This window comes from Pseudooceanicola atlanticus (assembly GCF_000768315.1).
In the GTDB taxonomy this organism is placed as follows: domain Bacteria; phylum Pseudomonadota; class Alphaproteobacteria; order Rhodobacterales; family Rhodobacteraceae; genus Pseudooceanicola; species Pseudooceanicola atlanticus.
In genome coordinates this window covers 47,995-60,261 of sequence record NZ_AQQX01000004.1, presented here as the reverse complement: position 1 = coordinate 60,261, position 12,267 = coordinate 47,995, and the positions used below count along the sequence as shown (strand labels likewise).

Here is a 12,267-nt window from a genome sequence, read left to right as displayed (position 1 = left end):
AGGACGTGATGAGCGATCCGGTGGCCGAGGCCAAGAAAGTCGTCGAAACCTATCTCGAGCTGTCGATGGTGCCCGACCCCGAGGGCGCCTCGGCCTGGCTGGCGCCCGATTTCCGCATGACCTTTACCGGCGGGCGGCGCATGTCCGGCCCCGCCGACAGCGCCGCCTTCAACGCCAGGCGTTATGCCTGGGTCAAGAAGCGGTTCCTGCGCACCGATGCCGCGCTCGACCCCGAAACCGGAGAGGTACGGGTCTTCAACACCGGCTACCTTTACGGCGAATGGCCCGATGGCACGCCGTTCGAGACCAACCGATACATCGACATCTTCACCGTGCGCGACGGGCGGATCACCGAAACTCAGGTCTGGAACGACAGCGCGGAAATCCTGCTGCATTCCCATGGCCTGGCCGAGGCGCCGTTGTGAGCCTGCCGGGCCACGGCCGCTACGATTACGTGCCGATCGACCGGCGTCCCGATTACGATTGGCCCGGCGGCAAGCGGCTGGCGGTCTACCTGGGCGTGAACCTAGAACATTTCGCGTTCGGCGAAGGGGCAGGGGCTGAACTGGCCCCCGCGGTCGAACAGCCCGACGTGCTGAACTATGCTTGGCGCGATTACGGCAACCGGGTGGGGGCGTGGCGGATGCTCGATCTGCTGGACCGGCTCGACCTGCCGGCCACCGTGCTGGTCAATTCCGCCATGTACGACTACGCCCCCGCGCTGCTGGAGGCGCATCGCCGCCGCGGGGACGAGATCGCGGGCCATGGCCGCACCAATGCCGAACGCCAGGGACCTTTGCCCGAACCCGAGGAACGCGCCCTGATCGAGGAGGCGACGGATATCCTGACCGGTGCCGAAGGCGTGGCGCCCGAGGGCTGGCTGAGCCCCTGGATATCGGAAAGCCATGTCACCCCCGACCTGCTGGCCGAGGCGGGCTATCGCTACACGCTGAACTGGTGCATGGACGACCAGCCCGTCTGGATACGCACCCGCGCCGGGCGGCTCCTTTCGCTCCCTTACCCGCAGGAGGTCAACGACATCCCCGCTATCGTCGCCCGCAAGGACGGGGCGCGGGATTTCGCGGAGATGATCATCGACAATTTCGACGAGATGCTGGAGCAATCGGTGGCCCAGCCGCTGGTCATGGGCATCGCCCTGCATCCCTACCTGGTGGGCCAGCCCTACCGCCTGCGCCACCTGCGCCGCGCGCTGGCCCATGTAGCGGCCCGGCGCGACGACATCTGGCTGACCCGTGCCGGCGAGATCAGCCGGTATTGCCATGAGACGTTGGCGGACCGGTTGGTTTGAGGGGGGCAGGGGCGCTTAGGTGGCCCCAAGGCGGCGGAGGACGTTGCTGCGTGTTCGGGGCGGATGGCCGCTATGCGGACGGAGCGGCCGTTGGATCACACAAATTGAACGGCAGCTTTGTTGGCGATGCTCCACTGGCGCTCCTGTCACAGAAGGTGTTCTGGGGCGACTATCTGTAAAAAACCATCCACCAAGAAGAGCACCAAGAAACTCACTGCCACATATCCGATAGCCATAGACCACTTTCGCCGTAGCTCGGGAAAAATTTCTCCCGCAATGAACCGGCGGAAACTGTTTTGAAAGCTGGCTGGGTTTCTCAAAGCCTTCCACGGAAGAAACGCACCGTCCCAGTTCGAGATATTGAATAGCGTGAAGATGACCCTTGCATGCCAATAGAAGGCGATCGCAAATGCTATGAAAGCATTAGCAGTTAGCAATGACCTTAGGGCGTCGGCGACATTGAGCATGTGATTAAGATAAAAGCAAATGGAGCGTTCTGCAACTCGCAATGCAGAAGTCCATTCAGGTTGCGGCATGGCCCTTTTGAGGTCAAAACGGTCATTTAATGCCTCAGTAGACCGCCCGTCTGGAGTTTTCGGCCAATTGGGGCGCGCGTGGCCGCTATCGGACATCTGCGCAAATCGGTTCTGCAGTGGCGCAACTGCCCCTATATGGTCATCCATGGCGTCGTGCAGCATTGTTTGACCGGCCAAGTTGCGCGGTGCGGCCAAAGCGCCTGCTCGCCGATGTTCGTTTCGGTTGAGTCAACAGGAGTTGGTTTTGCTAAAGATTTTCGCTGATCATACGGACTTGATGGAACTTACTGGTTTTCAACCGTTGGTGTGCTGGAGCAAAAAAGCTATCATCGTGCTCAACTAATCAAGTCAGCTGTATAAGGTGGATGAGCATGGAAGGTCACAATGATTCTTGGACTACCGATAGCAATGGAGTCTACGGCCCGCGCATCCACGAGTTCAATATCCTCGGAAAAATCGCGGTAGTTCTGTTTACCTTCGTGGTAATTCGGTTCTTTTTGTCTGCCGCCGGTTTTGAAAACCCAAATTGGTTTGCCTTGTTTTTGATGGTTTGCCTCGCGATATCCCGCATTTTATGGCGTCGATGGCGCCGGCAGATAAACCTTCGAAAAGCCTCTGAATTGCAGAGTAAATTGAGCGAGCTGGAGCAGATAGAAACGGCCTTGCGCGTCGAAGAAGCGCGGCTATCAGGTGCATTCGACAAATGGGAAAAGTCTAAGGATTCTGGGCGCGATACCGCTGGCCAATCGCGATGAAAACGGTCGTGGCGCTTGAAGCGGATTTGCTGAACGGTAGCGATTGGCTCTAACGGCACAAACCTGACGTAGCCACAATTAATGGACCACTATCCGGACGCCGCGAACAACGTGCCAAGGCAGGTCGGACGTTGAGGCGCAACTTCGCTAACGGACCACCGAAAGCCCCGAGGAGCAAAACCTCACTCGGCAACCAATGCCGCCTGGGCGCATCCGCATGGGGCCTTGACCGGGGTGTCCGCTCGGGCCTGGGCGAGATCGAGGCGCTGTTTGATTTGCTTGATTTCCACAGTTTCGCCGCGTGCTTGCAGGCAATCGTGAAGCCCTTTCAGAGCCCAGACATTGTCGGGATGGATGGTGGCCCTGCGCATCGTGCCGCCCAGACCAAGGTCTTCGCGGAACACGGCTTCGGCCTCTTCGATTTGCCCCTGTTCGAAAAGCAATGCGCCTAGCGCGTGGCGTGTGGGCTGCATCCAGCCCCAGGGTTCGTCATAGGGCAGGGAATCCTCCACCGTCACGGCGCGCCGCAAATGGTCGAAGGCGGCCGGGAAGGCGCCCTTGCGGTAGAGGATTTCGCCGGTGAGCATCGCGTCGGCAATGTCCAGGAGGTCGACGATGGTGTTGTTGTGCAGCACCCGCGTTTCGGGAACTCGGCCCCGAGCGGCCTGAAATTCTGCCTCCGCCGCCTCGGCCTCGGCAATTTCACCCAAGGCGGCATGCCCCAACGCGCGTGCATACCAGACGAACGCCGTCAACGTGCAGTAGAGCTCCTGATCCTCGGGCAAAGCCAGCTCGGTGCAGTCGCGCCAGCGTCCGAAACGCACGAGGATGTGCGGCTCGAAGCTCAGATAGGCTTCGAAGAAGTCGGCCATGGGCGGCGACGGGATGCGAAGCACCTCTTCCGGGGTCGTGTCGCGCAGGCCCCGAACGGCCTCCAGGGCGGGGCCGATCTGGCCCAGGAACATCGCGCCGTAAATGGTGAAATGGTAATTGTGCTGACGGTAACCGGTATAGATATTCTCCGCCCCCTCGCGCTGAAAGAACCGCAGGTCCGGCGCCGTGGCCGCCTGATTCCAGTGCACGACATTCTGGTATTGGCCGCAAAGCACGTCGATATGAGTGGCCATGTGGATGAGGTGGCCCGCATCCGGCACCAGGGTCCGCAAGGCATCCCCCATTCGAAGCGCCGCTTCGGGCGTCGGCGACATCTCCATGAGATGGATGTAGAGGTGCAGCAGGCCGGGATGGGACCAGGCCTCGGCCCGTTCGAAGGCCCGTTCCAGCACGCGGCGGCATTCCAGTGTGTCGGCGCCTTCTGCCGGGGTGCCCGTGGCAAGGTCCCACATCTGCCATGGCGTCCGGTTCATCATGGCCTCGACGAAGAAGCAGGCGACGTCCAGATCGTCGGGAAAGGCCGCATGGACCCGGCGCATGGCATCCGCATAATCATCGTCCCAGGGGCTCATGTCGTCGGCCGGCGTGGGGTGCGGATAGCGGGCCTGCAATGCCTCGATCAGGGCGCGCTCCGACGCCGACGCGCCTTCGATCAGCCCGAGCGCTTGCTGCAGCGCGCCACGCGCCGCTTCGAGCGATGCAGCCTGGCCGGCCGGGTCCATTCTCCACCAGGGCATGTTGTAATGGGGGCCGACGGCGTAGGCGATGCCCCACCAGGCCATGGCACAGGACGGGTCGGCTTCTGTCGCGCGCTGGTAGCAGCGGACGGCTTCTTCGAGATTGTAGCCGAAGGTCCAGTTCAGGCCCCGGTCGAACCAGGTCTGAGCGTCCGCGCTTTGTGTCGATACGTGACGGGAATAGGCGCCAAGGTCGAATGGATAATCGGTCATGCGGTGAAAATTCCCATTTGTCCGGTATGTTGGCATCCTACCAGATTTTGCCGGGAAAAAGTATTCGGCAGATCGGCCGCCAAGGTCTTCAGGTCGCCCGACACCCACTCCCAAACGCAAAGGACCCGGTCGCCATGGCGCCGGGTCCTTCTTTTTCAGGGCAGGGGGCCGGTCGGCCCGATCAGAACGTCTTGGCCAGCGTGACCTTGATGTTGCGGCCGGTGGCCTGGCGGGTGGCCAGGTGCGGGCGGTAGTCGCGGTCGAAGAGGTTCTCGACGCCCACGCGGATCTCGGCCCCGCGCAGCACGCCCGCTTCGGGGCGGTAGACGGCACGCAGGTTGTGCACCGCGTAGCCCGGCGTCGGGGTGGTCGAACGGGTCATGTCGGCCGCGGCCACCATCTCCCAGCTGACGTCGAACGTGTCGTCCCACTTCTTTCCCAGCGTCAGGCGCAGTTCGTCCGCCGGGATGCCGCCCCAATCGTAGCGCGTGCCCGCCGCGGACCCGCTGCCGCGCGCGATATTGGCGTTCATGTCGACATAGAAGCCCGAGCCATGGGACCAGGCTGCCTCGATCTCGATGCCTTCCAGGTCGACCGTGGTGTAGGGCACCCGTGTCGGCGTGGTATAGCTGGTGACGTCCCACATGTTGGTCCGGTAGGCCACCGCCTTGAAGGCCAGCGCATCGCCCGCGGCCAGAACGTCGACCCCGTCATAGGCAAAGCCGACCTCGTAGGTCGTCGCCTTCTCGGACTGGGTCATGTAGGCGGGCGTGCTCAGGTCGTCGAGGATCGGCAGGTTCTCGTTGTACCAGGCACCGGCGAGCATCTTGAACCCGCCGCCAAGCGCGACAGAGCCCGAGATCCCGCCCATCAGCGCGTCATTGGTGTAATTGCCATAGGTCGCGCCGCCGATCTGCTGATGTTCGTAGCGCAGTTCGGGCATCAGCGTGACGGCATTGCCGATCAGCATCTCGTCCACCGCAAAGACCGCGACGCGTTCGTCGATCCCGCCGGGGGCGGAGGCCGCGTCCAGCCGTTCGCGATGCGAATACTGCACCCCGGTGCGCAGTTCATGCGCGATGGATCCGGTGTCGAACCGCGCCACGTTGCGCACCGTGAGGCCGGTCGTCTGGTAACGGTGATCGGCATTGACCGAGGCAAAGCCACCGGCCGGAAAGGGCATCCCGCAGGGCATGCCCGGGCCTTCGCAGGTAGAGCTTCCGGGCACGTATTCCTGGTCGATCTGCTGATCGGAATAGGACAATTCCACCCGCAGGTTCACCAGGTCCGTATCCGGCGCATTGAAATCGTAGCGCAGCACGGCGGTCTTGTCCCGCGTCTGCCGGTCCACGTTGCCAAAGCTGCCGCCGGTGGTGCCGAAGGAATCGTAGGGCACGTCCGACTCGTCGGTCTGGGTTTCCGACAGCAGCAGGCTGATCTCGTGCTGATCCGCATCGCCGAAGGTCAGCCGTCCGTTGACCAGCCAGGAGGGCAGTTCGTAGCCCTGCAAGGACCGCGCCACGCCGGAGCCATCGGTGGTGATGCCTTCCTTGCGGTAGGTGTAATTCCCCAGCACTTCCAGGTTGCCATGCTGCACCGCCCCGGTGGTGGAGCTGACCAGTCCGTCCCCGTTCGAGGAATATTGCAGCGTCTGGCGCAGCCGCACGCCGTCTTCGCCGCCGGTCATGTCGCTGGCCTGGATCGGTTCCAGCAGCAGCAGGCCGCCGAAATTGCCCGACCCGTATTCGAAGGTGCCGCCCATGCCGCGCTTGACCACCGCCTCGCGGTAGAGCGCGGGATCGGTGAACAGCTGCGTGCCGATCCGGTACAGCTCTTCGCTGCCCTTGGCCGCGCCGCCGACCTGGATGCCGACCTTCTGGTCGGTGCCATAGGTGCCGCCGGCGCCAAAGCCGCGGATGTTGATCCCCGATCCGACGGGCGAGCCGCCGTTGATCAGGTTCACGCCGGGGACACTATCGACCAGTTCGGCGATGGTGCCAGCCTGCCGATCCTCGATCTCTTCGGCGTCGACCACGGTCTCGGAGGTTGTCTCATCGGTCTGGACGGCGCGTTTGCTGTCGACGTTGATCGCCTCCAGCACAATCGTGTCCTGGGTGGCGAGGGTTGGGTCTGTCTGGTCCTGCGCGGCAGCGCTCTGGGCACCAAGACAAAGGGCGGCGCTGCACATCAGCAGCGCGCGCATGGATTGCACGGGCATAGTGTCCCCTTCCAGTTTTTCGTGGGTTCGGCTGGCGCGGGGCTGGCGATTTTTGAATGATTTTGGCCGGTTGATGGGCCCGGCTCTTGCATTGGCTATTTTATCTGACTAAAGTTGTCAACAAATGTCGCCGGGTCAATCCGATCCGGCTCGCCAGCCGCATCCGCGCGCCAGCTGACCAGGTCTCAACCGCCAGCACGCAAAGGATCCCACGATGGCTGTGCAAACCGATATTCCCGCAAACGACCCCCAGGCGCTGCGCCAGGCCCAGGCCGAGGCAACCCTGCGCCCCCGTGACCTGGCAGAATCGCTTTCGGTGTCCGAGGCGCATCTGCTGGCCGCGCGCACCGGCCATGGCGTCACCCGGATCGACCCGAACCCCGACCGCCTGCTGCCCGGGCTGGAAAGCCTTGGCCGGCTGATGGCCCTGACGCGCAACGATTCCATCGTCTCCGAGGTGCACGGCACCTATGGCGGCTACCGCGCCGGGGATCACGCCGCGCTGGTGCTGGGCGACGAGATTGACCTGCGGATCTTCCCCAAGCACTGGGTGCACGGCTTCGCGGTCGAGGCCGAGACCAAGCAGGGCCTGCGCCGGTCCTTCCAGGTCTTCGATGCCGCCGGTGACGCGATCCACAAGGTCTACCTGCCGCTCGATGCCGACCCCTCCGACTGGGATGCGCTGCGCGACAGCCTCGCGACCGGCGACAGCTCCGACCGGCTGGAAACGGCACCGCGCCCCGCCGTCGAAGACGCCCGCACCGATCCCGAAAAGGCCGACAAGCTGCGCCAGGAATGGGATGCGCTGACCGACACCCACCAGTTCCTGATGCTGACCCGGCGGCTCAAGATCAACCGGCTGGGCGCCTACCGCATGGCCGGTGAGCCTTATGCCCGCCGCCTGAACGCCGAAGGGCTGGGCGCGCTGCTGATCCGGATGGGCGAAACCGGGGTGCCGGGGATGATCTTCGTCGGCAACCAAGGCTGCATCCAGATCAAGTCCGGCCCGATCGGCCCGATCTCGACCATGGGGCCGTGGCTCAACGTGCTCGATCCGGGCTTCGACATGCACCTGCGCGGCGATCACGTGGCCGAGGTCTGGGCCGTCACCAAGCCGACCCGCCGTGGCCCTGCCGTCTCGGTCGAGGCTTTCGATGCCCAGGGCGGCCTGATCACCCAGGTCTTCGGCCACCGCACCGCCGAGGTCGACCATAACGACGCCTGGATGGAGCTTGTCGCCTCCATGCCCTCTGCAGATGACGCACAGGATGCGGACAACGCCCCGGCGGCAGAGGTGGCGGAATGATCCGTCCCGCGCTTCTGACCCTGTCCTTCACCGCGGCGCTGGCCGGGCAGGCGCTGGCCGATCCAGCCTCGCGCGTTGTCTCGCTCGGCGGGGCCGTGACCGAGATTGTCTATGCCCTGGGCGAAGAAGACCGCCTTGTCGCCCGCGACACGACGTCCGACCACCCGGCGGCCGCGGAAGAGTTGCCGGATGTCGGCTATATCCGCGCCCTGTCCGCCGAAGGGGTCCTGTCGGTGTCGCCCGACCTGATCCTGGCCGAGGAGGGCGCCGGCCCGCCCGAAGCGGTGGAGCTGCTGAAAAGCGCCGCCATCCCCTTCGCCGAGGTGCCCGACGGCTTCACCCGCGACGCGATCCTGTCCAAGATCACCACGGTGGGCGCGGCGCTGGACGTGCCGGAAAAGGCGCAGGCGCTGGCCGACCAGGTGGCCAGCGACCTCGACACCGCGCTTGACGGCATCGACGCCTCGGGCAAGCGGGTGCTCTTCATCCTGTCCATGCAGGGGGGCAGGGTGCTGGCCTCCGGCACCGGCACCGCCGCCGACGGGATCATCCGGCTGGCCGGGGCGACCAACGCGGTCGACGCCTTCGAGGGCTACAAGCCCCTGACGGACGAGGCCGTGGCCCAGGCTGCCCCCGATGTCATCCTGATGATGGACCGCGACGGCGACCACGCCGCCGCCAACGATCAGCTGCTGGCCCATCCGGCGATTTCCACCACGCCGGCGGCGGCCAATCGCGCCGTCGTGCGGATGAACGGCATGTACCTGCTGGGCTTCTCGGTGCGCACGCCGCAGGCGGTGCGCGACCTGGCCCGGGCGCTGTCGCACGTGCAGGGCTGATCGGATGGTCGCGATCGGCTTTTCCGCCTCCGCCGAGGCCAGCGGAGACCGCGCCGACCGCGCGCGTCTGCTGACCATCCTGCTGGCCCTGATGCTGGCCGGTGCGGTGCTGCTCAGCCTGGCGATCGGGGCGGCGGGCACGTCGCTCTGGTCGACCCTCGCGGCCCTGGCCCGGGGCGAGGAGATCGCCCTGGCCGACCGTGTCATCCTGTGGCAAATCCGCGTGCCCCGCACCCTGCTGGGCATCGGGGTGGGCGCCTCGCTCGCCGTGTCCGGTGCACTGATGCAGGGGCTGTTCCGCAACCCGCTGGCCGATCCCGGCATCGTCGGGGTCGGGGCAGGGGCGGGCCTTGGCGCGATTGCCGCCATCGTGCTGGCGGGGCTGCTGCCCGTCGCGCTGGCCGATGCGCTTGGCTATTACATCGTGCCCGCCGCGGCGTTCCTCGGCGGCTGGGGGTCGACCCTGCTGCTGTATCGCGTGGCGACGCGGGCCGGGCGGACCTCGGTCGCGATGATGCTGCTGGCAGGCATCGCCCTTGGGGCGCTGGCCGGCGCGGTGTCGGGCATCCTGGTCTACATGGCCAATGACGCCCAGCTGCGCGACCTGACCTTCTGGGGGCTGGGATCGCTGGCCGGGGCCACCTGGTCCAAGGTGCTGACCGGTCTGCCGATCATGCTGCCCGCGCTGATCGCCGCACCCTTCCTGGCCCGTGGCCTGAACGCGCTGGCCCTGGGCGAGGCGGCGGCCTTCCACCTCGGCATCCATGTCCAGCGGGTCAAGAACGTGGCGATCCTGTCGGTCGCCGCCGCCACCGGTGCCGCCGTCGCCATGTCGGGCGGCATCGGGTTCGTCGGCATCGTCGTGCCGCACCTGCTGCGCCTCGCATCCGGCCCCGATCACCGGCACCTGCTGGTCAATTCGGCCCTGCTGGGTGCTGCGCTGCTGCTGCTCGCCGATATCGTGTCCCGTACGATTATCGCTCCGTCGGAACTGCCCATCGGGATCGTCACCGCCGTTCTGGGTGCGCCGGTCTTCCTGTGGATCCTCTTCCGCCAGAAAGGAGCACTGGACCTGTGACCCTGATGACCGACATCCACCCGGACCCGTCCTCCGACCCGGCGACCGAAACAGGCCTCACCGCCCGAAATGTCGGTGTGCAGCTGGGGCGCAAGACGATCCTCGACGGCATCGACATGGGGGCGGCGACGGGGCAGGTGACCTGCATCGTCGGGCCCAACGGGTCGGGCAAGACGACCCTCCTGCGCGCCCTGACCGGAGAGATCGGCCATACCGGCACGATCCGCCTGGGCGGGCGTGACCTGTCGGGTATGGCGCCGCATGAACTGGCGGGGATGCGCGGGGTGCTGCCGCAGGCAACGCCGCTGTCCTTCCCCTTCACCGTGGCCGAGGTCGTCGGCCTTGACCGCCCCGCCGCCCGCGACCCGGTGCCGATCCGCCATGCCCTGGCCGAGGTCGGGCTGGGCGATTACGGCGGCCGGTTCTACCAGGAGCTTTCGGGCGGCGAACAGCAACGGGTTCAACTGGCCCGCGTGCTGCTTCAGGTGCGCGATCCGTCCGGTCCCGACGGGCCGCGCTGGCTGTTCCTAGATGAACCTGTCTCGGCCCTCGACATCGCGCATCAGATGCAGGTGATCCGCATCGCCCGTGACCATGCCCGGGCCGGAGGCGGCGTGCTGGCGGTGATGCATGACCTCAACCTCACCGCGCTCTTTGCCGACCGGGTGCTGGTGCTGAAGGCGGGCCGCGTGCTGGCCGACGGTCCGGTGTCGCAGATCATCACGGCCGAGACGCTGTCGCGCGCCTATGGCTGCGATGTCACGGTCGGCCGGCACCCGCAGACCGACCTGCCCGTCGTCCTGCCGCCGCCGTTGTGAGGGGAGGCTGCATGGAGCGCGGGGCAACGCCAATCATATCTTCTCTCCCTCTGCTCGCCGGGGCGCGCCACGGCGTCACGCGTATCTCCGATCCTGCCTCGCGCCCGGCGGGCACCGCCGGGCAGCCCCCGACCGCCCGCCTGGGCGGGGGCTCTCGCCCCCACCCGCGGCCGGGGACTGCCCTTGGCATTCCGCGTCCAGGTCGCTGCAGACGGGCGGCAATACGGCCAACAACCCCTGACAACCCACGTCCTGGTGGCGGTCGGACAAGGCTGGTTTGGGGCAGCCCTCCGGCCCATGCCGCCGGGGCCCGCGGGGTGGTGCGACAGTGCCACCCCGATGGCCTTGCCCCGGATCTGAGGCCCTGACCGCACACCCCGGAACTGACATCCCCGAACACCCGCCCCGGCGCTTGCGTCGCGTCCCCCCGCTTGCTTCAGTGCCGGGCAAGGAGACCGCCCATGCCCAGCATCAACCGCATCGTCATGCGAAAATCCTCGCGCCAATGGGTCAATGCCTTGGGGCCCGACCGACTCCGCGTGGCCGAGATCTCGGGCAAATGGGGGGAAAGCTTCAAGTTCAAGTCCTACGACCAGTTCCGCTACCCGGACTACGACATCTGCGAAGGCCCCTTCACCGATGCCGACGGCAAGCCGCGCAAGTTCGACCTGATCATCGCCGACCAGGTGTGGGAACACCTCGACCGCCCCTACGCGGCGACCAAGAACGTCTACAAGATGCTGCGGAAGGGCGCGCATTTCTACGTCGCCACGCCCTTCTTCATCCCCTATCACGGCGCTCCGATCGACTGTTCGCGGTGGTCGGCGCGGGGGATGAAGAACCTGCTGATCGAATGCGGGTTCGAGGACAGCGCGATCCGCTCCGCGCAATGGGGCAATCGGCATGCGGCGCAGCGCAACCTGGAAACGCCCTGGCCGCCGGAATACCGCGAGGGCGAGGACGACCTGACGGACGATCCGGATTTCCCGATGGTGACCTGGGCCATCGCCCAGAAGACCTGACCGGCCCCGGATCCCTGCGGATCAGGGCCGGACAAAGCGACGCAGGGACCGGCGAAAACCGGCCCCCGCCCAATTTTTCAACGCTCGATCGCGCCGCCGGCCTGGGCCCAGTGACCCAGTCCGCCGATATTGTGGACGTCGTCATAGCCCAGCTTGCGCAGCATCTGCACAGCGCCATGGGACCGCCCGCCAGAGGCGCAGTAGACGGCGATCCGCGCATCGCGCTGCAACAGCGGTTCGTGATCGGGATGCGCCGGATCGGCGCGGAATTGCAGCATCATCAAGGGGATGTGCAACGCGCCCTTGGCCTTGCCCGAGGCCGAAACCTCGCCATGCTCGCGCACGTCCAGAACAAGGATGCCATCGGGGTCGGCGACGACATCGGCGGCGGTGAGGCCCGGTTGCGCCGGGCTGCGGGAAAAGAGGGACAGCATCTTGGGGCTCCTGTGGAATGCCGGTTCCCGACGCATATAGCATTCAAGAAATGGAATGTGAAGACCTGCCTGCGAAAGTTCACGAAATGTTCTTCTTTTTCGCTTGGA

At 65.6% G+C, this 12,267-nt stretch carries 12 protein-coding genes; 8 read left to right on the top strand and 4 right to left on the bottom strand.

What is annotated here, in order from left to right:
* Nucleotides 1-8: 8 nt before the first annotated feature.
* Entirely contained in the window at nucleotides 9-425 is a 417-nt protein-coding gene (locus ATO9_RS11420) for a nuclear transport factor 2 family protein (RefSeq protein ID WP_043748900.1), read from the top strand.
* Nucleotides 422-1,309, top strand: a complete 888-nt coding sequence (locus ATO9_RS11415) for a polysaccharide deacetylase family protein (RefSeq protein WP_043748897.1) — start codon at nucleotides 422-424, stop codon at nucleotides 1,307-1,309. Before ATO9_RS11420 ends, ATO9_RS11415 begins: the two co-directional genes overlap by 4 nt.
* Before the next feature lie 146 nt (nucleotides 1,310-1,455).
* Here ATO9_RS11415 and ATO9_RS24290 read toward each other — a convergent pair whose 3' ends face one another.
* Nucleotides 1,456-2,040 carry a hypothetical protein gene (locus tag ATO9_RS24290; RefSeq protein WP_162183070.1) on the bottom strand — a complete coding sequence of 195 codons (585 nt, stop codon included), beginning with the start codon at nucleotides 2,038-2,040 and terminating at the stop codon, nucleotides 1,456-1,458.
* 176 nt (nucleotides 2,041-2,216) lie between these two features.
* On the opposite strand from ATO9_RS24290, the gene ATO9_RS24285 reads away from it, so the two are divergent.
* On the top strand, nucleotides 2,217-2,600 hold the full coding sequence (locus tag ATO9_RS24285; RefSeq protein WP_162183069.1) for a hypothetical protein: 384 nt from the start codon (nucleotides 2,217-2,219) through the stop codon (nucleotides 2,598-2,600).
* A gap of 182 nt (nucleotides 2,601-2,782) precedes the next feature.
* Here the strand turns inward: ATO9_RS24285 and ATO9_RS11405 are convergent, their stop codons facing one another.
* Both ATO9_RS11405 and ATO9_RS11400 read right to left on the bottom strand, forming a co-directional pair.
* Complete coding sequence (locus ATO9_RS11405) at nucleotides 2,783-4,444, bottom strand: tetratricopeptide repeat protein (RefSeq protein ID WP_043748892.1); 1,662 nt, start codon at nucleotides 4,442-4,444, stop codon at nucleotides 2,783-2,785.
* Nucleotides 4,445-4,625: 181 nt separating this feature from the next.
* Nucleotides 4,626-6,662 (bottom strand): TonB-dependent receptor plug domain-containing protein, encoded by a 2,037-nt coding sequence (locus tag ATO9_RS11400; RefSeq protein ID WP_043748891.1) that lies wholly within the window; start codon nucleotides 6,660-6,662, stop codon nucleotides 4,626-4,628.
* 214 nt (nucleotides 6,663-6,876) lie between these two features.
* On the opposite strand from ATO9_RS11400, the gene ATO9_RS11395 reads away from it, so the two are divergent.
* From ATO9_RS11395 to ATO9_RS11375, 5 genes are all read left to right on the top strand, one after another.
* Nucleotides 6,877-7,968 (top strand): hemin-degrading factor, encoded by a 1,092-nt coding sequence (locus tag ATO9_RS11395; protein WP_052418262.1) that lies wholly within the window; start codon nucleotides 6,877-6,879, stop codon nucleotides 7,966-7,968.
* Nucleotides 7,965-8,807, top strand: a complete 843-nt coding sequence (locus tag ATO9_RS11390; protein WP_043748889.1) for a heme/hemin ABC transporter substrate-binding protein — start codon at nucleotides 7,965-7,967, stop codon at nucleotides 8,805-8,807. Before ATO9_RS11395 ends, ATO9_RS11390 begins: the two co-directional genes overlap by 4 nt.
* 4 nt (nucleotides 8,808-8,811) lie before the next feature.
* Complete coding sequence (locus ATO9_RS11385) at nucleotides 8,812-9,885, top strand: FecCD family ABC transporter permease (protein ID WP_043748887.1); 1,074 nt, start codon at nucleotides 8,812-8,814, stop codon at nucleotides 9,883-9,885.
* Nucleotides 9,886-9,890: 5 nt separating this feature from the next.
* Nucleotides 9,891-10,703, top strand: coding sequence for a heme ABC transporter ATP-binding protein (locus ATO9_RS11380; protein WP_052418308.1), 813 nt, complete (start codon nucleotides 9,891-9,893; stop codon nucleotides 10,701-10,703).
* A 461-nt stretch (nucleotides 10,704-11,164) separates the two neighbouring features.
* The gene (locus ATO9_RS11375) at nucleotides 11,165-11,725 is read left to right on the top strand and encodes a class I SAM-dependent methyltransferase (RefSeq protein WP_043748884.1); all 561 of its coding nucleotides are present in this window, start codon (nucleotides 11,165-11,167) and stop codon (nucleotides 11,723-11,725) included.
* Nucleotides 11,726-11,802: 77 nt separating this feature from the next.
* Here ATO9_RS11375 and ATO9_RS11370 read toward each other — a convergent pair whose 3' ends face one another.
* Complete coding sequence (locus tag ATO9_RS11370; RefSeq protein ID WP_043748881.1) at nucleotides 11,803-12,159, bottom strand: rhodanese-like domain-containing protein; 357 nt, start codon at nucleotides 12,157-12,159, stop codon at nucleotides 11,803-11,805.
* Between the last annotated feature and the right edge of the window lie 108 nt (nucleotides 12,160-12,267).

What these genes read in the sequence shown, in the direction of transcription:
- ATO9_RS11420 (WP_043748900.1), top strand. Translation starts at nt 9, where the DNA reads ATGAGCGATCCGGTGGCCGAGGCCAAGAAAGTCGTCGAAACCTATCTC.
- ATO9_RS24285 (WP_162183069.1), top strand. Translation starts at nt 2,217, where the DNA reads ATGGAAGGTCACAATGATTCTTGGACTACCGATAGCAATGGAGTCTAC.
- ATO9_RS11405 (WP_043748892.1), bottom strand. Translation starts at nt 4,444, where the DNA reads ATGACCGATTATCCATTCGACCTTGGCGCCTATTCCCGTCACGTATCG.
- ATO9_RS11400 (WP_043748891.1), bottom strand. Translation starts at nt 6,662, where the DNA reads ATGCCCGTGCAATCCATGCGCGCGCTGCTGATGTGCAGCGCCGCCCTT.
- ATO9_RS11395 (WP_052418262.1), top strand. Translation starts at nt 6,877, where the DNA reads ATGGCTGTGCAAACCGATATTCCCGCAAACGACCCCCAGGCGCTGCGC.
- ATO9_RS11390 (WP_043748889.1), top strand. Translation starts at nt 7,965, where the DNA reads ATGATCCGTCCCGCGCTTCTGACCCTGTCCTTCACCGCGGCGCTGGCC.
- ATO9_RS11385 (WP_043748887.1), top strand. Translation starts at nt 8,812, where the DNA reads ATGGTCGCGATCGGCTTTTCCGCCTCCGCCGAGGCCAGCGGAGACCGC.
- ATO9_RS11380 (WP_052418308.1), top strand. Translation starts at nt 9,891, where the DNA reads ATGACCGACATCCACCCGGACCCGTCCTCCGACCCGGCGACCGAAACA.
- ATO9_RS11375 (WP_043748884.1), top strand. Translation starts at nt 11,165, where the DNA reads ATGCCCAGCATCAACCGCATCGTCATGCGAAAATCCTCGCGCCAATGG.
- ATO9_RS11370 (WP_043748881.1), bottom strand. Translation starts at nt 12,159, where the DNA reads ATGCTGTCCCTCTTTTCCCGCAGCCCGGCGCAACCGGGCCTCACCGCC.